At 72.5% G+C, this 26987-nt stretch carries 23 protein-coding genes and 1 riboswitch; of the genes, 16 read left to right on the forward strand and 7 right to left on the reverse strand.

What is annotated here, in order from left to right; translation table 11 throughout:
• The first annotated feature begins 25 nt into the window (after positions 1-25).
• On the forward strand, positions 26-1453 hold the full coding sequence (locus ACZ7D7_RS24200; RefSeq protein WP_470826891.1) for an RsmB/NOP family class I SAM-dependent RNA methyltransferase: 1428 nt from the start codon (positions 26-28) through the stop codon (positions 1451-1453).
• Here ACZ7D7_RS24200 and ACZ7D7_RS24205 read toward each other — a convergent pair.
• Entirely contained in the window at positions 1434-3572 is a 2139-nt protein-coding gene (locus tag ACZ7D7_RS24205) for an MMPL family transporter (protein WP_470826892.1), read from the reverse strand. The two genes, ACZ7D7_RS24200 and ACZ7D7_RS24205, sit on opposite strands and share 20 nt — an antisense overlap.
• 140 nt (positions 3573-3712) lie before the next feature.
• On the opposite strand from ACZ7D7_RS24205, the gene rpe reads away from it, so the two are divergent.
• The 8 genes from rpe (at position 3713) to ACZ7D7_RS24245 (ending at position 11542) form a co-directional block, all read left to right on the forward strand.
• On the forward strand, positions 3713-4399 hold the full coding sequence (rpe, locus tag ACZ7D7_RS24210; RefSeq protein WP_470826893.1) for a ribulose-phosphate 3-epimerase: 687 nt from the start codon (positions 3713-3715) through the stop codon (positions 4397-4399).
• 78 nt (positions 4400-4477) lie between these two features.
• The gene (locus ACZ7D7_RS24215) at positions 4478-5521 is read left to right on the forward strand and encodes a sugar-binding transcriptional regulator (RefSeq protein WP_470826894.1); all 1044 of its coding nucleotides are present in this window, start codon (positions 4478-4480) and stop codon (positions 5519-5521) included.
• A gap of 40 nt (positions 5522-5561) precedes the next feature.
• Positions 5562-5948 carry a guanyl-specific ribonuclease gene (locus ACZ7D7_RS24220; RefSeq protein WP_470826895.1) on the forward strand — a complete coding sequence of 129 codons (387 nt, stop codon included), beginning with the start codon at positions 5562-5564 and terminating at the stop codon, positions 5946-5948.
• Positions 5949-5979: 31 nt separating this feature from the next.
• Complete coding sequence (locus tag ACZ7D7_RS24225; protein WP_470826896.1) at positions 5980-6309, forward strand: barstar family protein; 330 nt, start codon at positions 5980-5982, stop codon at positions 6307-6309.
• A 131-nt stretch (positions 6310-6440) separates the two neighbouring features.
• On the forward strand, positions 6441-7883 hold the full coding sequence (locus tag ACZ7D7_RS24230) for a GuaB1 family IMP dehydrogenase-related protein (protein ID WP_470826897.1): 1443 nt from the start codon (positions 6441-6443) through the stop codon (positions 7881-7883).
• A 321-nt stretch (positions 7884-8204) separates the two neighbouring features.
• The gene (locus tag ACZ7D7_RS24235) at positions 8205-9683 is read left to right on the forward strand and encodes an amino acid permease (protein ID WP_470826898.1); all 1479 of its coding nucleotides are present in this window, start codon (positions 8205-8207) and stop codon (positions 9681-9683) included.
• A gap of 10 nt (positions 9684-9693) precedes the next feature.
• On the forward strand, positions 9694-10146 hold the full coding sequence (locus ACZ7D7_RS24240) for an Lrp/AsnC family transcriptional regulator (RefSeq protein WP_279551547.1): 453 nt from the start codon (positions 9694-9696) through the stop codon (positions 10144-10146).
• A gap of 199 nt (positions 10147-10345) precedes the next feature.
• Positions 10346-11542 (forward strand): MFS transporter, encoded by a 1197-nt coding sequence (locus tag ACZ7D7_RS24245; RefSeq protein ID WP_470826900.1) that lies wholly within the window; start codon positions 10346-10348, stop codon positions 11540-11542.
• Here ACZ7D7_RS24245 and ACZ7D7_RS24250 read toward each other — a convergent pair.
• Positions 11511-12047, reverse strand: coding sequence for a Repetin (locus ACZ7D7_RS24250; RefSeq protein WP_470826901.1), 537 nt, complete (start codon positions 12045-12047; stop codon positions 11511-11513). The two genes, ACZ7D7_RS24245 and ACZ7D7_RS24250, sit on opposite strands and share 32 nt — an antisense overlap.
• Before the next feature lie 322 nt (positions 12048-12369).
• Here ACZ7D7_RS24250 and ACZ7D7_RS24255 point away from each other — a divergent pair, with 322 nt between their 5' ends.
• Both ACZ7D7_RS24255 and ACZ7D7_RS24260 read left to right on the forward strand, forming a co-directional pair.
• Positions 12370-13158, forward strand: coding sequence for a carbon-nitrogen hydrolase family protein (locus ACZ7D7_RS24255; RefSeq protein ID WP_470826903.1), 789 nt, complete (start codon positions 12370-12372; stop codon positions 13156-13158).
• A 52-nt stretch (positions 13159-13210) separates the two neighbouring features.
• Entirely contained in the window at positions 13211-14908 is a 1698-nt protein-coding gene (locus tag ACZ7D7_RS24260) for a flavin monoamine oxidase family protein (RefSeq protein WP_470826904.1), read from the forward strand.
• A gap of 23 nt (positions 14909-14931) precedes the next feature.
• Here ACZ7D7_RS24260 and ACZ7D7_RS24265 read toward each other — a convergent pair whose 3' ends face one another.
• Positions 14932-15633, reverse strand: coding sequence for a DUF5995 family protein (locus tag ACZ7D7_RS24265; RefSeq protein WP_470826905.1), 702 nt, complete (start codon positions 15631-15633; stop codon positions 14932-14934).
• 101 nt (positions 15634-15734) lie between these two features.
• Positions 15735-17129, reverse strand: a complete 1395-nt coding sequence (locus ACZ7D7_RS24270; RefSeq protein WP_470826906.1) for a uracil-xanthine permease family protein — start codon at positions 17127-17129, stop codon at positions 15735-15737.
• Positions 17130-17301: 172 nt separating this feature from the next.
• Here ACZ7D7_RS24270 and ACZ7D7_RS24275 point away from each other — a divergent pair, with 172 nt between their 5' ends.
• A complete protein-coding gene (locus ACZ7D7_RS24275; RefSeq protein ID WP_470826907.1) occupies positions 17302-17778 on the forward strand; it encodes an acyl-CoA thioesterase in 477 nt (158 codons plus the stop codon).
• 144 nt (positions 17779-17922) lie between these two features.
• On the opposite strand, the gene ACZ7D7_RS24280 is transcribed toward ACZ7D7_RS24275, so the two are convergent.
• On the reverse strand, positions 17923-19125 hold the full coding sequence (locus ACZ7D7_RS24280; protein ID WP_470826909.1) for an MFS transporter: 1203 nt from the start codon (positions 19123-19125) through the stop codon (positions 17923-17925).
• Positions 19126-19251: 126 nt separating this feature from the next.
• Here ACZ7D7_RS24280 and ACZ7D7_RS24285 point away from each other — a divergent pair, with 126 nt between their 5' ends.
• Entirely contained in the window at positions 19252-20448 is a 1197-nt protein-coding gene (locus ACZ7D7_RS24285) for an ROK family transcriptional regulator (RefSeq protein WP_470826910.1), read from the forward strand.
• A 223-nt stretch (positions 20449-20671) separates the two neighbouring features.
• Here ACZ7D7_RS24285 and ACZ7D7_RS24290 read toward each other — a convergent pair whose 3' ends face one another.
• Together ACZ7D7_RS24290 and ACZ7D7_RS24295 are read right to left on the reverse strand one after the other, a co-directional pair.
• Positions 20672-21427 carry an SDR family oxidoreductase gene (locus ACZ7D7_RS24290; protein ID WP_470826912.1) on the reverse strand — a complete coding sequence of 252 codons (756 nt, stop codon included), beginning with the start codon at positions 21425-21427 and terminating at the stop codon, positions 20672-20674.
• A 168-nt stretch (positions 21428-21595) separates the two neighbouring features.
• Positions 21596-23941: a chitinase C-terminal domain-containing protein gene (locus ACZ7D7_RS24295; RefSeq protein WP_470826913.1), complete on the reverse strand. Its 2346-nt coding sequence runs from the start codon at positions 23939-23941 to the stop codon at positions 21596-21598.
• A gap of 214 nt (positions 23942-24155) precedes the next feature.
• Positions 24156-24286: riboswitch (FMN riboswitch) on the forward strand.
• A gap of 146 nt (positions 24287-24432) precedes the next feature.
• Here ACZ7D7_RS24295 and ACZ7D7_RS24300 point away from each other — a divergent pair.
• The 3 genes from ACZ7D7_RS24300 to ACZ7D7_RS24310 are packed head-to-tail and all read left to right on the forward strand — an operon-like array spanning position 24433 to position 26965.
• Complete coding sequence (locus tag ACZ7D7_RS24300) at positions 24433-25035, forward strand: riboflavin synthase (protein WP_470826914.1); 603 nt, start codon at positions 24433-24435, stop codon at positions 25033-25035.
• Positions 25032-25676 (forward strand): nicotinamide mononucleotide transporter family protein, encoded by a 645-nt coding sequence (locus ACZ7D7_RS24305; protein WP_470826915.1) that lies wholly within the window; start codon positions 25032-25034, stop codon positions 25674-25676. Before ACZ7D7_RS24300 ends, ACZ7D7_RS24305 begins: the two co-directional genes overlap by 4 nt.
• Complete coding sequence (locus ACZ7D7_RS24310; RefSeq protein ID WP_470826917.1) at positions 25673-26965, forward strand: bifunctional 3,4-dihydroxy-2-butanone-4-phosphate synthase/GTP cyclohydrolase II; 1293 nt, start codon at positions 25673-25675, stop codon at positions 26963-26965. The genes ACZ7D7_RS24305 and ACZ7D7_RS24310 overlap by 4 nt, the downstream gene beginning before the upstream one ends.
• Positions 26966-26987 lie beyond the last annotated feature (22 nt).

The following is a 26987-nucleotide window of genomic DNA, read 5'->3' on the forward strand; positions in this document are numbered from 1 at the left end:
ATCTCACCACCGGAGCACCTTTTTCGTGAGCGACCAGCCCCGTCGGCCCCGCAAACCCGGCAAGCCCTACCGACGGCCCCAGAAGGACCCCGTCCGCATCCTCGCCTTCGAGGCGCTGCGGGCCGTCGACGAACGGGACGCGTACGCCAACCTCGTCCTGCCGCCGCTGCTGCGCAAGGCGCGCGAGAAGGAGGGCCCCGAGAAGTTCGACGCCCGTGACGCGGCCCTCGCGACGGAACTCGTGTACGGCACACTGCGCCGGCAGGGCACCTACGACGCGGTGATCGCCGAATGCGTCGACCGGCCGCTGCGCGAGGTCGACCCGCCCGTCCTCGACGTACTGAGCCTCGGCGCGCACCAGTTGCTCGGCACGCGCATCCCGACGCACGCCGCCGTGTCCGCCACCGTCGAGCTCGCCCGGGTCGTCCTCGGCGACGGACGCGCCAAATTCGTCAACGCGGTGCTGCGCAAGATCGCCCAGCACGATCTCGACGACTGGCTGGACCGGGTCGCGCCGCCCTACGACGAGGACCCCGAGGACCATCTCGCCGTCGTGCACTCCCACCCGCGCTGGGTGGTCTCCGCCCTGTGGGACTCCCTCGGCGGCGGGCGCGCCGGCATCGAGGACCTGCTGCGCGCCGACAACGAACGGCCCGAGGTGACCCTGGTCGCCCGTCCCGGCCGCGCCACCACCGACGAACTGCTCGCCGAGGAGGCCGCCGTACCGGGGCGCTGGTCGCCGTACGCCGTGCGGCTGGCCGAGGGCGGCGAGCCCGGCGCCATCGACGCGGTGCGGGACGGCCGGGCGGGCGTGCAGGACGAGGGCAGCCAGCTCGTCGCGCTGGCCCTCGCCAACGCGCCCCTGGAGGGCGACGACAGGCGGTGGCTGGACGGGTGCGCGGGCCCCGGCGGGAAGGCCGCGCTGCTCGGCGCGCTCGCGGCGCGGCGGGGCGCGTTCCTGCTCGCCTCCGAGAAGCAGCCGCACCGGGCCGGGCTCGTGGCCCGCGCCCTGGACGGCAACCCCGGCCCCTACCAGGTGATCGCGGCCGACGGGACGAGGCCCGCGTGGCGGCCCGGCAGCTTCGACCGGGTGCTGGTCGACGTGCCCTGCACGGGACTCGGCGCGCTGCGCCGCCGCCCCGAGGCGCGCTGGCGGCGCCGCCCCGACGACCTGGACGGCTTCGCCCCGCTCCAGCGCGGCCTGCTGCGCGGTGCCCTGGAGTCGGTGCGGGTCGGCGGCGTCGTCGGCTACGCGACCTGCTCGCCGCACCTCGCGGAGACCCGGGCCGTGGTCGCCGACGTCCTCAAGCAGCACCCCGGCGCCGACCTCCTGGACGCCCGTCCGCTGCTGCCCGGCGTGCCGGACCTGGGCGAGGGGCCCGACGTCCAGCTGTGGCCGCACGTGCACGGCACGGACGCGATGTACCTCGCGCTCATTCGCCGGACCGCGTGACGGCGGGCTCCCTCTCCCGGGCCCTGCCGTCCTCGCGGGCCAGCCGGTGCGGCCACCACACCTTGGGGCCGACGTCCAGGAACAGGGACGTCACCAGCACCGACCGCACGACGAACGTGTCGAGCAGCACGCCGAGGGCGACCGCGAAGCCGATCTCCGCGAAGGCGACCATCGGCAGCGTGCCGAGCGCCGCGAACGTGCCGGCCAGCACCAGGCCCGCCGAGGTGATCACCGCGCCCGTCGTCGCGAGGCCGGTCACCACGCCGGGCCGGGTGCCCCGGTGGGCCGCCTCCTCGCGGATGCGGGTGGTCAGGAAGATGTTGTAGTCGATGCCGAGGGCGACCAGGAACACGAAGACGAACAGCGGGAAGTCCGTCGACTCGCCCGCGTAGTCGAAGACGTACCGGAACGCGAGGGCGCTGATGCCGAGCGCGGCGGCGAACGACAGGATCACCGTCCCGACCAGCAGCAGCGGGGCGATCAGCGCGCGCAGCAGCACGCACAGGATCAGCAGGACGACGACCAGCACCAGCGGGATGATCAGCACGTTGTCGTGCGTGGTCGCCTCGTCCATGTCCAGCAGGGCCGCGGAGCCGCCGCCCACCTTCGCGTCGGCGTCCGGCACCGCGTGCACGGCGTCGCGGACCCGCTCCACGGTCTGCTTCGCCTCCGCGCTGTCGGCGGGGGCGCGCAGGGTGGCCTCGAACAGCACCTTGCCCTCGTGGACCGGTTTCGCGCCCGGCGGGGGACCGAGCGACTCGGGGACGACGCCCTCGGCCGCGGCGACCGCGCGCCCCACCTGCCGCGCCTGCGCCTGGTTGCTGACCACGACGAGCGGATCGCCGCTGCCCGCCGCGAAGTAGCGCGCCGAGACCTCCTGCCCGGCGACCGAGTCCGGCCTGCCGGTGAACGCGTCGGCGTTCCCGATGCCCTCCGCCCGCAGCTGGACCAGCCCGAGCGAACAGACCGCCAGGAGCAGCGCCGTGACGCCCCAGACCAGCCGCGGGCGGCGGGCGATACGGCGGCCGGTGCGGGCCCACACGCCCCGTTCGGTCGGGTCGGCGGCGCCGTGGCGCGGGATCACCGGCCAGAAGATCCACCGGCCGAGGATCACCAGCAGGGCCGGGAACAGCGTCATCATCGCGAGCAGGGCGACCGCGACGCCGATCGCGGCGACCGGGCCGAGGCCGCTGGTGGAGTTCATCTCGGCGGCCAGCAGCACCAGCATGCTCAGCACGACGGTCGCACCCGAGGCGAGCACCGCCGGGCCCGCCCGGTGCAGCGCCAGCGTCATCGCGTCGTGCCGGTCCTCGTGGCGGCGCAGCTCCTCCCGGTACCGGGCGACCAGCAGCAGGGCGTAGTCCGTGCCCGCGCCGAACACGAGCACCGTCAGGATGCCCGCGCTCTGGCCGTTGACCGTGAGACCGGCGTGCTCGGCCAGGAAGTAGATCAGCGCCTGCGAGGTGAACAGCGCGGCGGTCACGGCGATCAGCGGCACCAGCAGCAGCGTCGGACTGCGGTAGGTGATCAGCAGCATCACCACGACCACGGCCATCGCCGCGAGCAGCAGCGTCGAGTCGATGCCCTCGAAGGCCTCGGCGAAGTCGGCCGAGGTGCCGCCCGGGCCCGTGATGTGCACGGCGAGTCCGCCGCCGCCCGCGCCGACGTCCTCCCGGATCGAGTCGACCGCGGGCGCGATCCGCTCCCAGCCCTGCTCGTCCATGGTGATCGGCACGTGGATCTGCGCCGCGCGCGGCTCGGACGGCCGGTCGAAGACGGGACCGCGGGTCTCCGCGCCGCGCACGCCGTACTCCCGCAGCTCCTTGAGCTGCGCCGCGTCCTCGGTGATCCGCGCGCGGTCCTGCGCCGTGAGGCCGCCGTCGCGCGCGTAAACCACGATTGCCGGAATCTGCTCCGGCCGGAAGTCCTCGGAGGTCTGAAGGACCTGCGTCGACTCGGCCGACCCCGGCAACCAGGACGCCGCGTCGTTGTCCTGGGCGTCGGCCAGCTTGGAGGCGAACGGCGCCGTGAGGAACAGCACCACCAGCCACAACACCAACACCAGCCACTTGGCCCGCCGCCCACACACCAGATGCCCGACGCCCCGCCCGCCGCTCATGGCGTCCCCCCGATCAGCGGGTCCGGCACAGGGGCGCGGGGAACCGCGCGACCAGCCACGGACGACCCGCACCGGACGTCGGACAGCTTCCCCCGGGTACCGATGCCGCCAACCCCCGGAGGGCATGGCACGCTTGGGTCATGGCCCCGCAGATCAACCCCAGCATCCTGTCCGCCGACTTCGCCCGACTCGCGGACGAGGCCAAGGCGGTCGAGGGAGCCGACTGGCTCCACGTCGACGTCATGGACAACCATTTCGTACCGAACCTCACGCTCGGTGTGCCGGTCGTCGAGTCGCTGGCCCGTGCGACGGACACTCCGCTGGACTGCCATCTGATGATCGAGGCCCCCGACCGGTGGGCGCCCCAGTACGTGGAGGCGGGAGCCGGTTCCGTCACCTTCCACGTCGAGGCGGCCGCCGCGCCGGTGCGGCTCGCCCGGGAGATCCGGGCCAAGGGCGCCCGCGCCTCCATGGCGCTCAAGCCCGCGACACCGATCGAGCCGTACGAGGATCTGCTCCCCGAGCTCGACATGCTGCTGATCATGACGGTCGAACCGGGCTTCGGGGGACAGGCGTTCCTCGACATCATGCTCCCGAAGATCCGCCGCAGCCGCGAGTTGATCAGCAAGCACGGCCTGGAACTGTGGCTGCAGGTCGACGGCGGAGTCTCGGCCTCCACCATCGAGCGGTGCGCGGACGCAGGCGCCGACGTCTTCGTCGCGGGATCGGCCGTCTACGGGGCATCCGACCCGGCCGAGGCGGTACGTGCACTGCGCAACCAGGCCGAGGGGGCGACGGCCAAGGCGTCCTGGGCGTGCGACCACTGAACCACGAGAACGTGAACGGCTCCCATCAGGGCTGATCAACCGCGCCGGATCTGCAAGGATGAACGGCGAATCCAGAGTGTGAACAGCAGTGAGGAGATCGCCGTGTCGGGTATGTCGGCGGGCCGGTCAGCCATGCGGATGGGACCCGCTGAGCTGGTGCAGGCGGCGGCCATGGCCCGCCGCTTCTACCTCGAGGGCAAATCCAAGATCCAGATCGCGGAGGAGTTCGGCGTCAGCCGCTTCAAAGTGGCCCGGGTCCTGGAGACCGCCCTCGAACGGGACCTCGTACGAATCGAGATCAGGGTGCCCGCCGAGCTGGACGCCGAGCGCTCGGACGCGCTCCGCGCCCGCTACGGGCTCAGGCACGCCGTGGTGGTGGAGTCCCCGGCCGACGCCGAGGAGACGCCCGATCCGGAGAACCTGGGGGAAGTGGCCGCCGACCTGCTCGGCGAACTGGTCAACGAGGGGGACGTGCTGGGCCTGGCCTGGGGCCGCTCCACCATCCACATGGCGGCGGCCCTGAACCGGCTGCCGCCCTGCACCGTCGTGCAGCTGACGGGCGTGTACGACGCCGGGACCGCCGAGCGCGGCTCCGTCGAGGCCGTCCGCCGCGCCGCGCAGGTCTCCGGCGGCGACGCGCACCCCATCTACGCGCCGATGCTGCTGCCGGACGCGGCCACCGCACAGGCGCTGCGCAACCAGACCGGCATCGCCCGGGCCTTCGAGTACTTCGACAAGGTCACGGTCGCCTGCGTCTCCATCGGCTCCTGGGAGCCCGGCATCTCGACGGTGCACGACATGCTCAGCGACGAGGAACGGGCCCACTACGCCTCGCTGGGCGTCGCCGCCGAGATGTCCGCGCACCTCTTCGACTCCGAGGGGCGCCGGGTCGGCAGGGACCTGGGGGAGCGGTGCATCACCGTCAAGGCCGACCAGCTGCGGCGCATCCCGGAGGTCGTCGCGATCGCGGGCGGCCAGCGCAAGGCCGCCGCCATCGACGCGGTGCTGCGCTCCGGCCTCGTCACCAGCCTGGTGACGGACACCTCGGCCGCTGACTACCTGATGACGGCCGGCACCACGCCGCGTCCCGCGCTGGGCAGGAACGACCCGGACGGGCTCTGACACCGGGACCCCGGAGGGCGGCCGTGGCAGCATCGACCGCATGCTGCCGCGGTTCGTCCCTCGCGTCCTCGCCGGACTGCTCGTCTGTCTGGCGGTGCTGGTCACCGGATGCTCCGGCACCGGCGGCCCGCCCCCCGCGCGGGACGGCGGCACGGCGACCGTCTGGGTGTCCGAGCTGCCCCCCGAGGCCCGTGAGACGCTCGAACGCATCGACGCCGGCGGCCCGTTCCCGTACGAGAAGGACGGCTCCGTCTTCGGCAACTTCGAGGGACTGCTGCCGGACCGCGAGCGCGGCTACTACCGGGAGTACACGGTCGAGACGCCCGGCTCGGACGACCGCGGCGCCCGGCGTCTGGTCACCGGGCGGGGCGGCGAGATCTACTACACCGACGACCACTACGCATCCTTCAGGGCGGTACGGAGATGACGGGCGGCACGGAGATGACGGGCGGTACGGAATGACGGACGACCTGGCGGGCCGGCTCCTGGTCACACTGGACCTCGACGGGGTGACCGACAAGGCGGACCTGATGGACCGCTGTGCCCGCGCCCTCGCCCTGCCCGACTGGTTCGGCCGCAACTGGGACGCCCTCGTCGACAGCCTCTCCGACCACACGGTCTGGCCCGAGGGCGCCGTGGAGCGGGGCCTGCTGCTCGTCGTCACCGGCTGGCAGGGCTATGCGAAGGAACGCCCCGCCGAGTGGCGCACCGCGCAGGACGTGTTCGCGGAGGCGGCCGACCGCACCCCGCGGCTCGCAGTGCTGCTCGCCCTTGGAGCTTCCTCCTAGCAGGCCCCTGACCTGCCTGGACGATGAGCCAGGACCGTGCATTCCGGTCGTCATGGGACAATGAAGTACGTGCTCTTCCCCCTGGCTGACCTGTCCGGGGGCCACCTCTGATCGACTGGGATGTGCAGCACGTGCGTTTCCTCAATGACATCCAGCCCGCCTACGACCTGACGTACGACGACGTCTTCATGGTGCCGAGCCGCTCAGCGGTCGGGTCGCGGCAGGGCGTGGACCTCAGCTCCCCGGACGGGACGGGTACCACGATCCCGCTGGTCGTCGCCAACATGACCGCCATCGCCGGCCGCCGCATGGCCGAGACGGTGGCCCGGCGCGGCGGCCTGGTCGTCATCCCGCAGGACATCCCCATCGAGGTCGTCACCGACGTCGTCTCCTGGGTCAAGAGCCGCCACCTGGTGCTGGACACCCCCATCGTGCTGGCCCCCCACCAGACCGTCGCCGACGCGCTGTCCCTGCTGCCGAAGCGGGCGCACAACGCCGGGGTCGTCGTGGACGACGAGCAGCGGCCGATCGGCGTGGTCACCGACACCGACCTGTCCGGCGTGGACCGCTTCACCCAGCTCGAAGTGGTCATGTCCAAGGACCTGTTGCTGATCGACGCGGACATGGACCCGCGCAAGGCCTTCAACACCCTCGACGCCGCCAACCGCCGCTACGCGCCCGCGGTCGACTCCGACGGCCGGCTCGTCGGCATCCTCACCCGCAAGGGCGCCCTGCGCGCCACGCTCTACACCCCGGCCGTCGACGGACAGGGCCGGCTGCGCATCGCCGCCGCCGTCGGCATCAACGGCGACGTGGCCGGCAAGGCCCAGCAGCTGCTCGCGGCGGGCGTCGACACGCTCGTCATCGACACCGCGCACGGCCACCAGGAGTCGATGATCAGCGCCGTCAAGCTGGTGCGCGACCTCGACCCGTCCGTGCCGGTCGTCGCGGGCAACATCGTGTCCGCCGACGGCGTGCGCGACCTGATCGAGGCGGGCGCCGACATCATCAAGGTCGGCGTCGGACCGGGCGCCATGTGCACCACGCGCATGATGACCGGCGTGGGCCGGCCCCAGTTCTCCGCCGTCCTCGAGTGCGCCGCCGAGGCGAAGAAGTACGGCAAGCACGTGTGGGCCGACGGCGGCGTCCGCCACCCGCGCGACGTGGCCATGGCGCTCGCGGCCGGCGCGTCCAACGTCATGATCGGCTCCTGGTTCGCCGGCACCTACGAGTCGCCGGGCGACCTCCAGCAGGACGCCAACGGCCGCCTCTACAAGGAGTCCTTCGGCATGGCGTCCGCCCGCGCGGTCGCCAACCGCACCAGCGAGGAGTCCGCGTACGACCGGGCCCGCAAGTCGCTGTTCGAGGAGGGCATCTCCACCTCCCGCATGTTCCTCGACCCCGGCCGCCCCGGCGTCGAGGACCTGATCGACTCGATCATCGCGGGCGTCCGCTCCTCCTGCACCTACGCCGGTGCCGCGAGCCTGGAGGAGTTCGCCGAGAAGGCCGTCGTCGGCATCCAGAGCGCCGCCGGATACGCCGAGGGCAAGCCCCTGCACGCCAGCTGGAACTGACCGCCGCACCCCCGGCCCCCGGTCGTCCCGCCACGGGACGACCGGGGGCCCCGGCACGTCCGCCCCGTGGCTCGTTCACCCTCCCGACGACCTCCCGTGCAATGGTCGTAAGCCTCCGCGCAACGAACGCCCGCCGCCGCCGGAGGAACGCAACGATCTTGCGGAGATGCGCAAGGTTGCTGCATTACAGGGGCAACGTCCCACTCGTAGGGTTCTGCGCTGTACGTGGCGTGGCGAGGACCCGCTCGGTGGGTCCCCGCATCCCGCGGGGTCGCCGCCGGTCCCCGCCACCTCGACCGGCAGCGACGAAGGAGTCAACGCGTGCTCGACCAAGGCGCACCCCCGCACCACCGCCCCCAGGCCGCCCCACCGTCCCCGGGCGTCGCCGGGCGCCTCATGCGCCGCAAGCCCGTCGAACGCCTGGTCGCGGAGGGTGGCCAGGGCGAGGGAGGCAGCCTGCGCCGCTCCCTCGGCCTGTGGCAGCTGACGATGATCAGCATCGGCGCCACCCTCGGCACCGGCATCTTCGTCGTCCTCGGCGAGGCCGTCCCGAAGGCCGGACCCGCCGTGACGCTCGCCTTCGTCATCGCCGGCCTCACAGCGCTGTTCTCGGCCCTGTCCTACGCCGAACTCGCGGGCACCATCCCGGTCTCCGGCTCCTCGTACTCGTACGCGTACGCAACGATGGGCGAACTGATCGCCTGGGTCTGCGGCTGGTGTCTGATCCTCGAGTACGGCGTCTCCGTCGCGGCCGTCGCCGTCGGCTGGGGCGAGTACCTCAACGAACTGCTCGACGGAACCATCGGCGTCACCATCCCGGCCGCCCTCTCCGCGCCGCCCGGCGACGGCGGGATCTTCAACCTGCCCGCGCTGATCGTCGTCCTGCTCGCCATGGCGTTCCTGCTCGGCGGCGCCCGCGAGTCCGCCCGCGCCAACACCGTCATGGTCGTCGTGAAGATCGGCGCGCTGGTGCTGTTCTGCGCCATCGGCCTCCAGGGCTTCCGCTCCGGCAACTACGAGAACTTCATGCCGCTCGGCATGGCCGGCGTCAGCGCCGCCGGAGCCACCCTGTTCTTCTCGTACATCGGCTTCGACGCCGCCTCCACCGCCGGCGAGGAGGCCAAGAACGCGCAGCGCGACCTGCCCCGCGCGATCATGCTGTCCCTCGTCATCGTCACCGCGCTGTACGTGCTGGTCGCGGCCGTCGCCGTCGGCGCCAAGCCCTGGCAGCGCTTCGAGGGCAGCGAGGCCGGACTCGCCCAGATCATGCGCGAGGTCACCGGCCAGAGCTTCTGGGGCACCCTGCTCGCGTTCTGCGCCGTCGTCGCCATCGCCAGCGTCGTCCTGACCGTCCTGTACGGCCAGACCCGCATCCTGTTCGCCATGTCCCGCGACGGACTCGTGCCCAAGGTCTTCGGCAAGGTCCACCCGCGCACCGGCGCGCCCCGCGCCAACACCCTCATCGTGTCGCTGTTCTGCGGCGTCCTCGCCGCCGCCGTGCCCCTCGGGCAGCTCGCCGACGCCACCAGCATCGGCACCCTCTTCGCCTTCGCGCTGGTCAACGTCGCCGTCGTGGTGCTGCGCCGGAAGCGTCCCGAGATGCCCCGCACCTTCCGCGTGCCGCTGTCGCCGCTCCTGCCGGCGCTGGGCTTCGCCTTCTGCCTGTGGATGATGGGCAGCCTGGACAGCGTCACCTGGGTGGTCTTCGGTGTCTGGATGGCCGTCGGGCTCGTGGTCTACTTCGTGTACGGCTACCGCCGCTCGCGGCTGGCCGCACCGCTCGCACCATCGGAGAAGTGAACCACCCACCGTGCTGAACGATCTCGACGAACGCATCGTGCACGCCCTCGCCGAGGACGCCCGCCGCTCCTACGCGGACATCGGGCAACAGATCGGCCTGTCCGCGCCCGCCGTGAAGCGGCGCGTGGACAGGCTGCGGGCCACCGGGGCGATCACCGGATTCACCGTCCGGGTCGACCCGGCGGCCCTCGGCTGGGAGACCGAGGGGTTCGTCGAGATCTACTGCCGCAGCAACACCTCCCCGGAGACCATCCAGCGGGGCCTGGAGCGCTACCAGGAGGTCGTCGCCGCCTCCACCGTGACCGGCGACGCCGACGCGGTCGCCCAGGTCTTCGCCTCCGACATGCGGCATTTCGAGCGGGTCCTGGAGCGCATCGCCGGGGAGCCGTTCGTGGAGCGCACCAAGTCCGTGCTCGTGCTCTCCCCGCTGCTGCGCCGCTTCTCGTCGGGCTCGCCGACCTGAGGGCGGGCCGACGGGGGAGTGCCCGTCGGGGAAGTGCCGGCCGGGGGAGCGCCCGTCGGCAAAAGGGCTGGCCGGGGCGGACCGCTCCGGTCTAGCCTCGTGTCATGACCTGGCGACATTGATCCACCAGCCGCGCCTCCCGAGGTCCGCCTCGGACGCCGTACCTCCGGCGTCCGATCGGTCCTTATGGGAAGGCCTCATGACACTCTCACCCGCACGCGTGCCCGCCACCGGTGTCCGGCGGCTCACGACCACGCTGTACGGCTACTCGTTCCTGGACGACTTCGTCCTGCTCTACCCGGTGTACGCGCTGCTGTTCGCCGACACCGGCCTGTCGCTCTGGCAGATCTCCTCCCTGTTCGCCCTGTGGTCGGTCACCGGCGTGCTCCTGGAAGTGCCCTCGGGCGCCTGGGCCGACGCCGTCTCCCGCCGCCGGCTGCTGTGGATCGGCCCGCTCCTGACCGCCGCCGGGTTCGCGCTGTGGGTGACGGTCCCGTCGTACGGCGCCTTCGCGCTCGGCTTCGTGCTGTGGGGCGCGGGCGGAGCGCTCGGCTCCGGAGCGCTGGAGGCCCTCATCTACGACGAACTGGACCACCTCGGCGCCGCCGACCGGTACGCGCGGATCATGGGCCGGGCCCGGGCCGCGCGGCTGACCGGCACCGTGGCCTCCCTCGGTCTCGCGGGGCCCGTCTTCGCCCATGGCGGTTACCTCGCCGTCGGCGCCGCGGGCGTCCTGTCCTGCGTGCTGACCGCCCTCACCGCCACCCGGTTCCCCGAGCACCGCAAGAGCCCGGAGACCACCGGCGAGACCTGGGGGACGACCCTGCGGACCGGACTCGCCCAAGTACGCGGGGACCGTGCGGTGCGCGGCGCCCTGCTGCTGATGCCGGCCGTCGCCGCGGTGTGGGGCGCACTCGACGAGTACACCCCGCTGCTGGTCCGGGAGATCGGCGTCGCGGATGCCACGGTGCCCTACCTGATCATGCTGATCTGGGCGGGCGTCACCGCCGGCAGCCTCCTGGCCGGGCCGGCCGAGCGCCTAGGCACCTCCGGATTCGCGGCCCTGCTCGCGGGATCCGCCCTCGCCCTGGCCGTCGGCGGCGCGTCCCGCACCCTGGCCGGCATCGCCCTGGTGAGCCTCGCCTTCGCCGGGTTCCAGCTGGCGGAGGTGCTGGCCGACGTCCGCCTCCAGCACCGCATCGACGAGTCCCGCCGCGCCACGCTCACCTCGGTGGCGAGCCTGGGCACCGAGCTGGCCACCGTCGCCACGTTCGGGGTGTACGCGCTGCTGGGCACCGGCCTGGCGCACGGCACCGTCTTCGCGGTCCTCGCGGTGCCCTACCTGATCACGGCCCTGGTGCTGGTCAGAACTCGGGCTGCCAGGGCACGACGGTGAAGTCGCCCGTCCCCTTGACGACCTTCTCGAAGGGGGCGGAGCTCACGCACTTGGGCAGCCCGTCCATCTCGGCCGGGTTGCCCGTCGCGGCCCAGCTGTAGCCGAGCCGGTCGTGGCGGCCGAGGTCGTGGACGGTGACGCCGACCCGCTTGCCCTCGGCGCCCGGCAGGTCGGACTCCGTGACGACGCCCGAGACGACGGCGACCGGGCCGCCGGTCACCAGGCAGTCGACCGCGACCTCGGCCCGGGCGCCCTCGCCGTCCAGGTAGTGGCTGAAGGTGAAGGTGCCGGTGGCCTTCATGGGGTCGGCCTTGTCCTTCGCGGCCAGGTGCGCGTCGAAGGAGAAGGTGATGTCGTCCCCGGCCGAGCGGTACAGCTTGGCGGTGCCGGTGAGGGCCGCCGCCTCCCGCGGCCGGGACGCGTCCGAGGCGGTCGCGGCCGAGGCCGCCCCGGCCGTGAGCAGCAGTACCGAGCCGAACACGACGATCTTCGTACGGCGCTTCATGGCGGTCCTTTCCGCGGGTCGTGTGGACAGCCCCCACTCTTCCGGCCCGGCCCGGGCAGGACATCGCGCCCGGGGCGGGACCCGGCCTCCGCCACGCGGCGGGGCGGACCGGACGGGGCCGGTCTCCCAGGAGGAGCGGAACTACGCCCGAAGTCGCGCAACGAATCGCCGCCGACCCCAGGAAGCACGCAACGAACCGTCCACAGGCGCGCAACGGCTCCTTCTTGTCCCCCCTGGTCAGCCGCCCGTACCGTCCTACGTGGCCCCTTCAACCATCCGTGCGGGCCCCCGCAGCCACCCTTTCGCCCGGTGAGGAACACGCATGCGCACCGCCCTGCTCCAGAGCTCCGGACGGCCCGGCTCCACCGCCGGGAACCTGAAGGTCCTCGACGAGGCCGCCGAGCGTGCCGCCGCCGCGCGGGCCGGACTGCTCGTGGTCCCGGAGCTGTTCCTCACCGGCTACGCCATCGGCGACGACATCGCCCGCCTCGCCGAGCCGGCCGACGGCGACTGCGCCGACGCCGTCGCGGAGATCGCCACCCGGCACGGCGTCGCCGTCACCTACGGCTACCCGGAGCGCGACGGCGACACGGTCTACAACGCGGCCCAGCTGATCTCCGCCGACGGCACCCGCCTCGCGAACTACCGCAAGACGCACCTCTACGGCTGCTTCGAGCGCGACCACTTCACCCCCGGCGACCAGCAGGTCGTCCAGGCCGAGCTGAACGGCCTCACCGTCGGCCTGCTGATCTGCTACGACGTGGAGTTCCCGGAGAACGTCCGCGCCCACGCCCTGGCCGGCACCGACCTCCTGCTGGTGCCGACGGCCCAGCTGCACCCGTACCAGTTCGTCGCCGAGTCCGTCGTGCCGGTGCGCGCCTTCGAGAGCCAGATGTACGTCGCGTACGTCAACCGGGTCGGCCAGGAGGGCGAGTTCGAGTTCGTCGGGCTGACCACCATGGCCGGACCCGACGGGGTGGCCCGCGCCCGGGCCGGGCGCACCGAGGAACTCGTCCTCGCCGACGCCGACCCCGTCCTCCTCGCCGCCTGCCGCGAGGCGAACCCGTATCTGAAGGACCGCCGCCCGGGCCTGTACGGGTCCCTGGTCTGACCCCTCCCCACCAGCTTCCCCCGTAGTTCATCGCGCAAGGAGTCCGTACCCCATGACGTCCACGGTGCCCAACGCCGTCGAGCACGCCGACGAGCAGCAGCCGCCGATCACCATGTTCGGCCCGGACTTCCCGTACGCCTACGACGACTTCCTCGCCCACCCGGCGGGCCTCGGCCAGATACCCGCCACCGAGCACGGCACCGAGGTCGCGGTGATCGGCGGCGGCCTGTCCGGCATCGTCGCCGCCTACGAGCTGATGAAGATGGGCCTCAAGCCCGTCGTCTACGAGGCGGACCGGATCGGCGGGCGGCTGCGCACCGTCGGCTTCGACGGCTGCGACCCGGCGCTGACCGCCGAGATGGGCGCGATGCGCTTCCCGCCGTCCTCCACCGCCCTCCAGCACTACATCGACCTCGTCGGCCTTCAGACCCGCCCCTTCCCGAACCCGCTCGCCGAGGCGACGCCGTCGACGGTCGTCGACCTCAAGGGCGAGTCGCACTACGCCGAGACCATCGACGACCTGCCGCAGGTCTACCGGGACGTCGCCGCCGCCTGGAACAAGTGCCTCGAAGAGGGCGCCGACTTCTCCGACATGAACCAGGCCATGCGCGAGCGGGACGTGCCGCGCATCCGCGAGATCTGGGCGAAGCTCGTCGAGAAGCTCGACAACCAGACCTTCTACGGCTTCCTCTGCGACTCCGAGGCCTTCAAGTCCTTCCGGCACCGCGAGATCTTCGGCCAGGTCGGCTTCGGCACGGGCGGGTGGGACACGGACTTCCCCAACTCGATCCTCGAAATCCTGCGCGTCGTCTACACCGAGGCCGACGACCACCACCGCGGCATCGTCGGAGGCTCCCAGCAGCTGCCGCTGCGCCTGTGGGAGCGCGAGCCCGAGAAGATCGTGCACTGGCCCTACGGCACCTCGCTGAAGACCCTGCACGTGGACGGCGAGCCGCGCCCGGCCGTGACCCGGCTGCACCGCACCGCCGGCAACCACATCACGGTGACCGACGCGCACGGGGACATCCGCACCTTCCGGGCGGCGATCTTCACCGCGCAGTCCTGGATGCTGCTGTCGAAGATCGCCTGCGACGACTCGCTGTTCCCGATCGACCACTGGACCGCCATCGAGCGCACCCACTACATGGAGAGCTCGAAGCTGTTCGTGCCCGTGGACCGGCCGTTCTGGCTGGACAAGGACGAGGAGACCGGCCGGGACGTCATGTCGATGACGCTCACCGACCGCATGACGCGCGGGACGTACCTGCTGGACGACGGCCCGGACAAGCCGGCCGTCATCTGCCTCTCCTACACCTGGTGCGACGACAGCCTGAAGTGGCTGCCGCTGTCCGCGAACGAGCGGATGGAGGTCATGCTGAAGTCGCTCGGCGAGATCTACCCGAAGGTCGACATCAGGAAGCACATCATCGGCAGCCCGGTGACCGTGTCCTGGGAGAACGAGCCCTACTTCATGGGCGCGTTCAAGGCCAACCTGCCGGGCCACTACCGCTACCAGCGGCGCCTGTTCACGCACTTCATGCAGGACCGGCTGCCCGAGGACAAGCGCGGCATCTTCCTGGCCGGCGACGACATCTCGTGGACGGCCGGCTGGGCCGAGGGCGCCGTGCAGACCGCGCTGAACGCGGTGTGGGGCGTCATGCACCACCTGGGCGGCACGACCGACCCGACCAACCCGGGCCCGGGCGACGTCTACGACGAGATCGCGCCCGTGGAACTGCCCGAGGACTGACGCCGGGCGGCGGGATCCGGGGCTCAGTCCGGCAGCGGCGTGAGCATCATGCGGCCGGCGAAGCCCACCGCCGCGTCCAGCCGCTCGGTGAACTCCCCGGCGACGTCGGGCAGTCCGCGCAGCGCCCACAGGGCCCGGGCCGCCGCCCAGGCGGCGTCCCGGGCCCGCTCCAGGCTCCAGGCTCCGAGCAGGTGCGTGAGCGGGTCGGCGATCCGGAGCAGGTCGGGGCCCGGCATCAGCTCCTCGCGGACGCGTTCCTCCAGGGCCACGAGCAGCTCGCCCACCTGGTCGAACTCGTCCTCCAGATCGGCCGGTCCGCAGCCGAGCGCACGGCAGGCGTCCACGACGGCGAGCGCGAGGTCGTGACCGATGTGCGCGTTGACACCCGCCAGCGCGAACTGCAGTGGGCGTACGCCGGGATGGCGGCGGAACTGGAACAGGGGACGCCAGCAGGCCGGCGGGCGGCGGCCCTGCGCAGCGGCGTCGACCGCGTCGAAATAACGCCGCGCGAACCGCACGTCCAGCGTCGCCGCGGCACGCGGATCCGCGAACATCCCGGCGTCGATGCGCCGGTCGACGGCCTCCGTGACGGCCAGGTAGACGCGGTTGAAGACGGCGACGCCGTCCCCGGCCGGCAGCGTCGCGTCGAGGTCGCGCATCCGGGAGACGACCGGGTCGACGGCGTCCACGGCAACGGCGGCGGTGAGTTGTTCGCTATGCGCCATGGGGGCAGAGTCGCAGCTTCGCGGGGGCCGCGGTGACGGCGGGCCGGACGCTTCCCCGGAACGGGGGAACGCGCCCGGCCCGCAGCACGCCGTACCCGGGGTTATGAACCGGCCCGCCGGGCGTCCCCGTCGTCGTACGACGACGTGCCCTCGTCCAGGAGCGGCTCCTGCGTCTTCAGATGGGCCGGCGCGAAGGCGCGCAGGGCGTGGTAGCCGGTGATGACCACGACGGTGCCCAGCGCGATGCCGCTCAGCGAGAAGGTGTCGGTGAACTCCATCGTGACGTTGCCGACGCCGATGATGATGCCCGCGGCGGCCGGCACCAGGTTCAGCGGATTGCGCAGGTCGACCCCGGCGTTGATCCAGATCTGCGCGCCGAGCAGGCCGATCATGCCGTACAGGATGACGGTGATGCCGCCGAGCACCCCGCCGGGGATCGCGGCGACGACCGCGCCGAACTTCGGGCACAGGCCGAACAGCAGCGCGAAGCCGGCGGCGGTCCAGTACGCGGCCGTCGAGTACACGCGGGTCGCGGCCATCACGCCGATGTTCTCGGAGTACGTGGTGTTGGGCGGGCCGCCCAGCGCGGTGGACAGCATCGAGCCGACGCCGTCCGCGGAGATCGCCGTGCCCAGCTTGCCGTCCAGGTCGTCGCCGGTCATCTCGCCGACCGCCTTGACGTGCCCGGCGTTCTCGGCGACCAGGGCGATGACCACGGGCAGCGCGACGAGGATCGCCGACCACTCGAACGACGGGCCGTGCAGGTCGGGCAGCCCGATCCAGTCGGCCCGGCCCACGGCGGACAGGTCGAGCCGCCAGTGGTCGGTGAGCTTGCCGCTGCCGTCCACCGAGTGGATCTTGCCGAAGACCTGGTCGAACGCCCAGGAGACGCCGTAGCCGAAGATCAGGCCGAGGAAGATCGCGATGCGGGACCAGAAGCCGCGCAGGCAGACCACGGCGAGACCGGTGAACAGCATGACCAGCAGGGCCGTCCACTGGTCCTGCGGCCAGTACGTGGAGGCCGTCACGGGCGCCAGGTTGAAACCGATCAGCATCACGACCGCGCCCGTGACCACGGGCGGCATCACGGCGTGGATGATCCGGGCCCCGAACCGCTGCACCGCGAGCCCGACGAGGAACAGCGCGACGCCGACGACGAAGACCGCGCCGGTCACCGTGGCACTCGTGCCGCCCTGGGCGCGGATCACCGCGGCCACGCCGACGAAGGACAGCGAACAGCCCAGGTAGCTGGGCACCCTGCCGCGCGTCGCCAGCAGGAACACGACGGTCGCGACGCCCGACATCATGATCGCGAGGTTCGGGTCGAGGCCCATCAGGACCGGCGCCACGAAGCTCGCGCCGAACATGGCCACCACGTGCTGGGCGCCGAGCCCCACGGTGCGGGGCCAGGAGAGCCGCTCGTCGGGGCGGACCACCGCCCCGGGCGCCGGAGTGCGTCCGTCGCCGTGCAGTTTCCAGCGGACGCCGAGATCCATGTCAGGTGTCGCTTTCGTCGTACGTGCAGGTCCGGTCCATTGTGAGGGGCGCCGGACGGTGATTCGCACACCTGAGCGTCCACTTAGTATGGGCGGCGCGCCGATGTCGGTGTATCCGGCACTCACCTGGCGCGCACTCAGCACTCACCCCGCACGTCCAGGAGCACCGCCCGTGACCGCCGAAGCCCCGACCGCCCCCGACCTGCCGTACGCCGCAGACCTGCCGTACGGACGGCTGGTCCCCGTCACCGTCCACTTCGACGACCTGGACGCGCTCGGACTGCTGCACAACGCCCGCTACCCGCTGATGGTCGAGCGGGCCTGGGCCGAGCTGTGGCAGGACCACGGCTTCCGCTTCGAGGGCGACTGGGCCGCGGCCGGCGACGCCTGCAACGCGGTCAAGGAACTCCGCGTCAGCTACGAGGCCCCGGTCACCAGGCCCGGCGCCTACGCCGTCCACCTCTGGCTGGAGCGGCTCGGCACCACCGGCCTCACCTACGGCTTCCGATTCTGCTCGGCGGACGGGGCGGTGACCTACGCGCGCGGCAGCCGGGTGCTGGTGCGGCTCGACGCCGGGACGCTGCGCCCGGCGCCGTGGAGCGAGGAGTTCAGGGCCGCGGGCCGGGAACTGCTGCGCCCGGCGGACTGATCCCAGGACCGGTTGCGAAAGTCCCGCCTGCCCCGCGGCGCCCAGCACGCACGCTCGCGGCGTTGTCGGGTCGCCCGCGTACGCCCAGTACGCGGGCGACCCTCCGCCTTGCGATCGCACGCACCGGACGCCGCGGGGCCCGCCCTACGGGCGGACGACGGGACTTTCGCAACCGGCCCTGGGCCGCTCGCGGTCCGCGCCGCGCAGCACGCCCGCGAACACCACGAGCCCGCACGCCAGCAGCGTCACCAGACCGAACGACACCACGAGGCTGGTGGCCTCGGCCAGACCGCCGATCGCGCTCGGCGCCACCAGGCCCGAGGTGTACGTGATGGTGGCGACGCCCGCGATGGCCTGACTGGGGCTGGGGCCGCTGCGGCCCGCCGCCGCGAAGCACAGGGGCACGACCACCGCGATGCCGAGACCCATCAGCGCGAACCCGGCCATCGCCACCGCCGGATGGCCCGCCACCACGACGAGCAGCCCGCCGAGCCCGGCGAGGACACCGCTGGACCGGACCGTGCGCACCGCCCCGAACCGGTCCACGACCTTGTCGCCCGCGATCCGGGCCACCGCCATGGTGAGCGTGAAGCCGGTGGTGCACGCCGCCGCCAGACCCGGCGAGGCCTCCAGTTGGTCGCGCAGGTAGACCGCCGACCAGTCCAGGCTCGCGCCCTCGGCGAACACGGCGCAGAACCCGACCGCGCCGATCAGCAGCGCCGACCTCGGCGGCAGCGCGAAGCGCGGCGGGGCGGCCTCGTCCTCGGCGGGCTGGAGGTCCAGCACCCAGGTGCACGCGGCCACGCCGAGCACCGTCAGCACGGCCGCCGCCAGCAGGTGGTGGAGCCGGGCGTCGGCGCCCAGGTGCGCGGCGAGCGTGCCCGCCGCCGACCCGACCAGCGCGCCCGCGCTCCACATGCCGTGCAGCCCGGACATGATCGACCGGCCGAGCCGGTTCTCGACCTCGACGCCGAGCGCGTTCATCGCCACGTCCGCCATGCCGGCCGTGGCGCCGAACGTGAACAGCGCCAGGCACAGCGTGAGCAGGTTCGGGGCGAGGGAGGGCAGGACCAGCGACAGCGTCCACAGGGCCATCAGCCCGCGCAGCGCGTTGCGGGCGCCGAAGCGGTGACTGATGCTGCCCGCGAGCGGCATCGCCACGGACGCGCCGAGCGCGGGGAAGGCCAGCGCCAGCCCCAGCTGGCCCGCGCTCACCCCGGCGTGGTCCTGGATCCACGGCACGCGCGTGGCGAACGAACCGGTGACGGCGCCGTGCGCGGCGAACACGGCGGCCACGGCGTACCGCGCCCGCCTCACCTCGCGCTGTCCGTAGACCACATCGCCCATTCTCGGCCCCTCCCGGTGTACCGTCCCGCCTTCGACGCCGTAAATTATCAGGAACCCTGCCTGATAGATAGTGGGTTTCCGGTGGCGCCCGGCCCGCCCGCGCCGCCCGTCTGGAAGGATCCCGGCATGCCCGCATCCCCGAGCACCGCCCGGGCCATCAACGACCGGCTCGCCCTGCGCCTGCTGCAGCAGGAGGGCCCGTTGACGGCGGGGCAGCTGAAGCAGCTCACCGGCCTGTCCCGGCCGTCCGTCGCCGACCTCGTCGAACGCCTCACCGCCTCCGGCCTGATCGCCGTGGTCGGCGAGACGGGCGAACAGCGCCGCGGCCCCAACGCCAAGCTGTACGGCATCGTCGCCGACCGCGCCCACCTCGCCGCCCTCGACGTCCGCACCGAGGGCGTCGCCGTGGCCGTGTCCGACCTGCTCGGCCGGGTGCTCGCCGAGGGGGCCCTGCCGATCGACGGCACCACCGGGACGGAGCCCGCCGTGGAACAGGCCGTCGCCCTCGTCGAACGCGTCGCCAAGGAGGCCGGGGCCGACCGGCTGCACACCCTCGGCATCGGCGCGCCCGGCCTGATCGACCCGGCCGTCGGCGAACTGCGCGACTCCAGCGGGCTGCCCCAGTGGCACCGCCGCCTGGTGGCCGCCCTCCAGGAACGCCTTCCCGAGGCCCGCGTCAGCGTCGAGAACGAGACCAACCTCGCCGCCCTCGCCGAACAGCGCGACGGCGCCGCCCGGGACCGGGACACGTTCGTCCTGCTGTGGCTGGGCATGGGCGTCGGCGCCGCCGTCGTCCTCGACGGCACGCTGCGCCGGGGCCGGTCCGGCGGCGCGGGCGAGATCGGCTTCCTGCCCGTGCCGGGGACGACCGGGCTGCCGTCGGCCACCGACTGCGGCGGCGGCTTCCACTCGCTGGCCGGCGCGGCGGCGGTCACCGCCCTCGCCGCCGAGCACGGGGTCTCGGCCGAGCCCGCCCCGCACGAGCCGCACGCCGCCGCGCTGGTCCGGGCGGCCGTCGAGCACGCCGACACGGACCCGGCCGCCGAACGCTTCCTCGACACCCTCGCCGACCGGGTCGTGCTCGGCGCCGCGGCCGTGGTGTCCGTCCTGGACCCCGGCTGCGTGGTACTCGCGGGAGAGGTCGGCCGCGCGGGCGGCGAGGCTTTGGCCGACCGGGTCCGCACGCGCCTGACCCGGATGTCACCCCTGCCCACGGAGGTACGCCCCACCACCCTCGGCGGCGGAGCGGTCCTGCGCGGCGCCCTCCTCACGGCCCGGGACCACGCCCAGGACGCACTGTTCCCTCCGGCACCACGGCGCTGAACACGGAACTGCCGGCCCGGACCCGGACGACGCCGCGTCGCGGGCGCCGTCCGGGTCCGGGTCGACAGGGCTCGGGGCCGCGGAGCCGTACCCGCGCCGGCCGGCGGTGGTTCGCGCGGGCGGTCGCCAGGGGCCGGCCCCCGCGCCTGTCCTGCTCGCCCGACCCCGCGACGGCGTGAGGACGTGCGGGCCGGGCCCCGTGCGACGGCCCGGCCCGGTCCGCTCAGCCTCGTCCCGCCGCGCCGAACCGTGTCGCCAGGTACTCCTCGAACGTTCCCTTGCCCACCGCCCGCTGCGGCGCGAGGTGGCCGCCCGCGCGGAAGGCGCGGTAGGCCTGGCCCGCCAGCGGCATGTTCACCACGGCCCGGCGCCGCCCGGTCGCCGCGAGATAGGCGCGGGCCAGGGACTCCAGTGACCGCACCTCGGGCCCGCCCATGTCCTCCACCCGCCCCGCCGGCGCGCCCAGCGCCAGCTCCGCCAGCCGCCCGGCGACCTCCGTGACCTCCACGGGCTGGTCCCGCACCCCGGCGGGCAGCACCATGACCGGCGCCTTCGACAGCCCGCCGAACAGCTGCACGAGCAGGTCGTGGAACTGGGTCGTGCGCAGCACCGTCCAGCCGATCCCCGACTCCTCGACCAGCTTCTCGACGGCCATCTTGGTCTTGTAGTAGCCGAACGGCACCCGGTCGACGCCGACGATCGAGATGTAGACGAGATGGCCGACGCCCGCCCGCCGCGCCGCCGCCAGCAGATGCCCGGCCGCCTCCTCGTCCCCGCCGCGCGGACTGCTCGCGCAGTGCACGACGGTGTCGACGCCCGCCACGGCCGCGTCGAGCCCGTCGCCACCCTCCCGCAGGTCGACGGCGTACGGCTCGGAGTGCCGGCTGAGGACACGCACCTCGTGCCCGTCCGCGCGCAACCGCTCGGTCACGTGCCGGCCGAGGGTTCCGGAGCCACCGGTCACCAGGATGGTCGTCATGCTGTTCAGCCCCTTCGGACGCCGGGGCGCTCCCCGAGTGGAGCGCCCTTCGCCAATGGAGACCGAGTAGCCCCCGGTGAATGTGACAACCACCGGGGGCGTGCGTGGTGAGGCCCGGCGGCGGGCAAGGGCCTTCGTCACCGCCGCCGGGCCGGTCCGGTACCGGGGTCAGCAGGCCCCGAGGTCCTGCCACACGCCCCACTCGCCGGTGGTCCCGGGCTCCTCGCCCTTCGTCCACCAGCGGGCCTTGAACGTGTGCCCCTTGTGGGAGACGACGCTGCCGCCCGTGTACTCCTTCGTGGCCGTCCACGCCGGGTCCGCGCACGTGCCGGTGCCGTCGGTGGGCGTCGGGCTCGGCGACGGCCCGCCGGTGCCGCCGCCCGGTTCGACCACGGTCGTGCCGCGCGCCAGGTCACCGGCCAGCGCGTACGTCTTCCCGCCGAACGTCACCGTCCAGTTCGACGGCGTCGACACCGGCAGGTAGTACACGAAGTCCAGCTCCGCCGAGGCCCCGGGCGCCAGCGACTGCCAGGCCGGCAGCTTCAGCGAGACGCGGTGGTAGTCGCCCTTCAGACCGCCCACGTTGCCGCCGGTGTGGTCGCTGCGGATCACCGAAGTGCCCCAGCCGGACTGGTCCTTGGCGTTGCCGGGCGCCGACGTGCCGTAGTCGAAGCGGAACTCGGTGCCGCCGGGCAGCGTGGTCTTCGTGTTGTTGGTGATCCTCAGCTTGGGGCTGATCGGGTAGTTGGAGTCGCCGAGCGGGAACTGCCCGAAGTCCACGCCGATGTCGAGCGCCTCCGTGGGCAGGTCGACCGTGGTGCGCTTCGCGCCGTACGGCGTCGCCGACTTGAACTTCTCGTACATCGCCGTGGTCAGCGTCGAGCCGGGCTCGTACTGCCCCTTGGCCGCGTTCCACCGGTAGTCGCCGGCCAGCTCCCACACCATCGTGCCGCCGATGCCGCGGTCCACGACGTAGTCGGCCTTGGCGTTCACGGACTGCTCGTCCTCGGTGGACAGGAACACCTTCTTCTCGGCGTTCCACAGCCAGGGCGCGACCAGCGTGGCGTCGTACTTGCGGGCGTAGGTGCCGGTCAGCCGGGTGTCGGCCGGGAAGCCGTACTTGGTGACGTAGTCCCCGACGACGCCCTTCTCCAGGTTCTTGGCGTGCCACATCGGGTTGGAACCGGCGGGCGACTCCTTGCCGTTGGTGTCCAGGTCGTGCCAGAGGTTGTCGATGCCGGAGGCGCCGTCGCCGCACTTGGTCAGGCCCGAGCCGGCCGGACACGTGGTCGCGGGCGCCCTGCCCCACAGCCCGTCCGTGCCGCCGGTGACGTTCTTGAACCCCCGCGTGTAGTAGGGGAGTCCGATGTTGATGCGGCCGGCCGGCATCGAACCGCGGAAGTAGTGGTAGGACCAGTCGGTGTTCAGGTAGCCGATGCCGCCGTACTGGGACGTGGAGTACACGCCCGCGGCGGCGAGTTCGGCGTCCTTGCCGTCGTCGAACAGCGAGGCGTTCGGGCCGACGTACTCGTTCCAGGCGCCGTGCAGGTCGTACGACATGATGTTGACGTAGTCCAGGTACTTCTGGACCTGGAAGGTCTCCATGCCGCGCAGCAGGTAGCCCGAGGAGGGCGCCGCCACGGACAGCAGGTAGTGCTTCCCGTCCGCCGCGCCCGCGCGGTCGAGCCGCTCGCGCAGCGTCTTCATCAGGGCCGCGTAGCCCTTGACGAGACCGGCCCGGCGGCCGTTTGAGATCGACCAGTCGAGCGGGTTGCCCGCGTCCTTCATGGTCGTCGGGTACTCGTAGTCGATGTCGACGCCGTTGAAGCCGTACTTCCGTACGAAGGCGACCGCCGAGTCGGCGAACGTGTCGATGCCCGCCCGGTTGACCGACCCGTCGGCGTTGGTGGCCATCGAGTAGAAGCCGCCCGAGTCCACGCGCTTGCCGTCGGCGCCGAAGTAGCCGCCGGTCTCCGCCCAGCCGCCGACCGAGATCAGCGTCTTCACGTCCGGGTGCTGCTTCTTGAACTTGTTGAGCAGGTTGAAGTGGCCCTTGTAGGGCAGCGCCGGGTCCATCTCGGCGCCCGCGACGCCGGGCCAGGTCATGCCGGTCGCCGGGTTGGCGGCGGTGTCCGCGCCGACGGACAGCTTGTTTCCGCCGTCCACGTGCGCGAAGGCGTAGTTGATGTGGGTGACCTTGTCCCACGGGATGTCCGGGGCCAGGTAGGCCGGCGTGCCGTCCTTGCCGGTCCGCCAGCCGGTGAAGTAGCCGATCACGCGGCGCTGGTGGTCGGCGCCCATCTTCTCCCGGCCGGCCTCGTCGTAGACCGAGCAGTAGGGGACGTCGACGCCGGGCGTGCGGTAGAGGCCGTCGGGGCGGCAGGACTCCTGGCCGGCGGCGTGCGACACGCTCGCCGGGAGGCCGGCGAGCAGCAGACCCGCGACCGCCGCGGCGGCGCCGAGCAGGGCCGGTCTCGCGCGGTGACGTGAGGGGTGTCGTGTGGGGGACAGCACAGTCGGTTCCTCTCCACGGAAGTTGCGCAGACCCTAGAGAGGACTAGACCAGTGCGTCAATAGGTATGGACCAATCTCAAGGCCGGGCGGCGCGGCGGGAGTTGCGGACGCGGAGCACGCACGGAGAGGGGCGGGTCACCCACTGTGAGCCACTCCACACGACTCACCCGTATGGCTCTGGATCAGGCATGGCACACTGGGCCTGTAGAAGAAGCAGCGCACTCCGGGGTCGGTGAAAGTCCGAACCGGCGGTTACAGTCCGCGACCCGGTCACCTCCAGTGACCGGTTGACCAGGTGAAATTCCTGGACCGACGGTTAAAGTCCGGATGGGAGGCAGTGCGCGGCGGGCGAGCATTCGTGCGCGCCGCCGAACCGGTTCGTCCCCAGGGGCGGGCCCCGTCCGGCGTCGCCCCCGGTGTTCTCGTCCGTGGATTCTGTCGTCATCGACAGCCCCGGAGTCCGTGCCCGAAGAGGCAGGAGGACCCGGGAAGTGTTCACCGGAATCGTCGAAGAGCTGGGCGAGGTCACCGCCGTCGAGACACTCGACGACGCCTGCCGCTTCCGCCTGCGCGGCCCAGTCGTCACCGACGGCGCGAAACACGGCGACTCCATCGCCGTCAACGGCGTCTGCCTCACCGTGGTCGACCACGAGGGCGACGAGTTCACCGCCGACGTGATGGCCGAGACCCTGAACCGCTCCAGCCTCGGCGCCCTCGCCGTCGGCTCCCGGGTCAACCTCGAACGCCCCACCGCGGTCGGCGCCCGCCTCGGCGGCCACATCGTGCAGGGCCACGTCGACGGCACCGGCGAGATCCTGGAGCGCAAGCCCTCCGAGCACTGGGAGATCGTCAGGATCTCCCTGCCCGCCGACCTCGCCCGCTACGTCGTGGAGAAGGGCTCCATCACCGTCGACGGCATCAGCCTCACCGTCGTCGACGCCGGCCCCGACTTCTTCACCGTCAGCCTCATCCCCACCACCCTCGCCCTGACCACGCTCGGGCTCAAGCAGCCCGGCGACCCGGTCAACCTCGAGGTGGACGTCATCGCCAAGTACGTCGAGCGGCTCCTCGGCGACCGGGGGGTGGCCCGGTGAACTGGCTCAACTCCGAGGCCTTCGTCGTCCTCGACCAGCACATCAAGTGGTCGGACATGATCGGCAACGTGATCGGTCTGATCGCCCTCGCGCTCGGCTGGCGGCGCTCGATCTGGACCTGGCCGGCCCAGTTCGTCTCCGGCCTCATCCTCTTCGCGGCCTTCGCCACCGCCCACCTCTCCGGCAGCGCCGGCAAGCAGATCGTCGTCATGGTCGTCGCGTCGTACGGCTTCTGGCAGTGGAACCGCGGCCGGCGGCAGGCCCAGGACGGCACCATCGCCGTCCGGTTCGCCACCTGGCGCGAGCGCGGCCTGCTGGCCGGCGGCGCCGCCCTCGGCACCCTCGCCGTCGGCGGCCTGTTCACCGCCTACCCCTCCCTGTCCTGGGACCCCTGGCCGGACGCCTACATCTTCGTCGGCACCGTCGTCGCCATGTACGCGCAGGCGCGCGGCATGGTCGAGTTCTGGTTCGCGTGGCTGCTCGTCGACCTCGTCGGCGTGCCCCTCAACTTCGCCAACGGCTTCGCCTTCTCCGGCTTCGTCTACATCATCTACGGCGCGCTCGTCCTGTGGGGCCTGCGCGACTGGTGGCTGCGCTCCCGCGAAGCGGCGCGGCCCGTCCCGGAAGGAGCGCCCGCATGACCACGGCACCCGTCCTCTACAGCACCGACAGTTTCGAGGACCTCACGCTCGACCCGGTCGAGCGGGCGATCGCCGACATCGCGGCCGGCCGCCCGGTCGTGGTCGTCGACGACGAGGACCGCGAGAACGAGGGCGACCTCGTCATCGCCGCCGAGAAGGCCACGCCCGAGATCATCGCGTTCATGATGAGCGAGTGCCGGGGCCTGATCTGCGCCCCCATGGAGGGCGATGAACTCGACCGGCTCCGCCTCCCGCAGATGGTCGACGACAACACCGAGTCGATGAAGACCGCGTTCACGGTCTCCGTCGACGCCTCCGGCGCCCACGGCGTCACCACCGGCATCTCCGCCGCCGACCGCGCCACCACCCTCCAGCTCCTCGCGAGCGGCACCGCCGAGGCCGACGACCTCGTGCGCCCCGGCCACATCTTCCCGCTGCGCGCCCGCACCGGCGGCGTCCTCGTGCGCGACGGCCACACCGAGGCCGCCGTCGACCTCGCCCGGCTCGCCGGACTGCGCCCCGCCGGCGCGATCGTGGAGATCGCCGGCGAGGACGGCCGCATGCTCCGGCTGCCCGAACTCGTGCCGTTCGCCCGCAAGCACGGCCTGACGATCATCTCCATCGAGGACCTGATCGCCTACCGCCGCAGCTCCGAGCCCACCGTCCGCCGCGAGGCCGAGGTCCACCTGCCCACCGCGCACGGCACCTTCACGGCGTACGGCTACCGCTCCACCGTCGACGGCGTCGAGCACGTCGCCCTCGTCCACGGCGACATCGGCGACGGCGAGGACGTCCTCGTCCGGGTCCACTCCGAGTGCCTCACCGGCGACGTCTTCGGCTCCCAGCGCTGCGACTGCGGCCCCCAGCTGGACGCCTCCCTCGCCCGCATCCAGTCCGAGGGGCGGGGCGTGGTCGTCTACCTGCGCGGCCACGAGGGCCGCGGCATCGGCCTGATGTCCAAGCTGCGCGCCTACGAACTCCAGGAGCGCGGCCGGGACACCCTCGACGCCAACCTGGAACTCGGCCTGCCCGCCGACGCCCGGGACTACGCGGCGGGCGCCCAGATCCTGAAGGACCTCGCGGTCACGAGCGTCCGCCTGATGACCAACAACCCCGACAAGACCGACGCGCTCGTCCGGCACGGCCTCAAGGTCACCGGACGCGAGGCGATGCCGGTGAGCGCCGGCGAGCACAACCTGCGCTACCTGCGCACCAAGCGGGACCGGATGGGCCACGACCTGCCCTGGCTGGACACGGCGGCCCCCGTGTCCGCCTGCGGCAACCAGTGACACCACCCGGGCACCACCAACC

This window comes from Streptomyces sp. NPDC037054 (assembly GCF_055606745.1).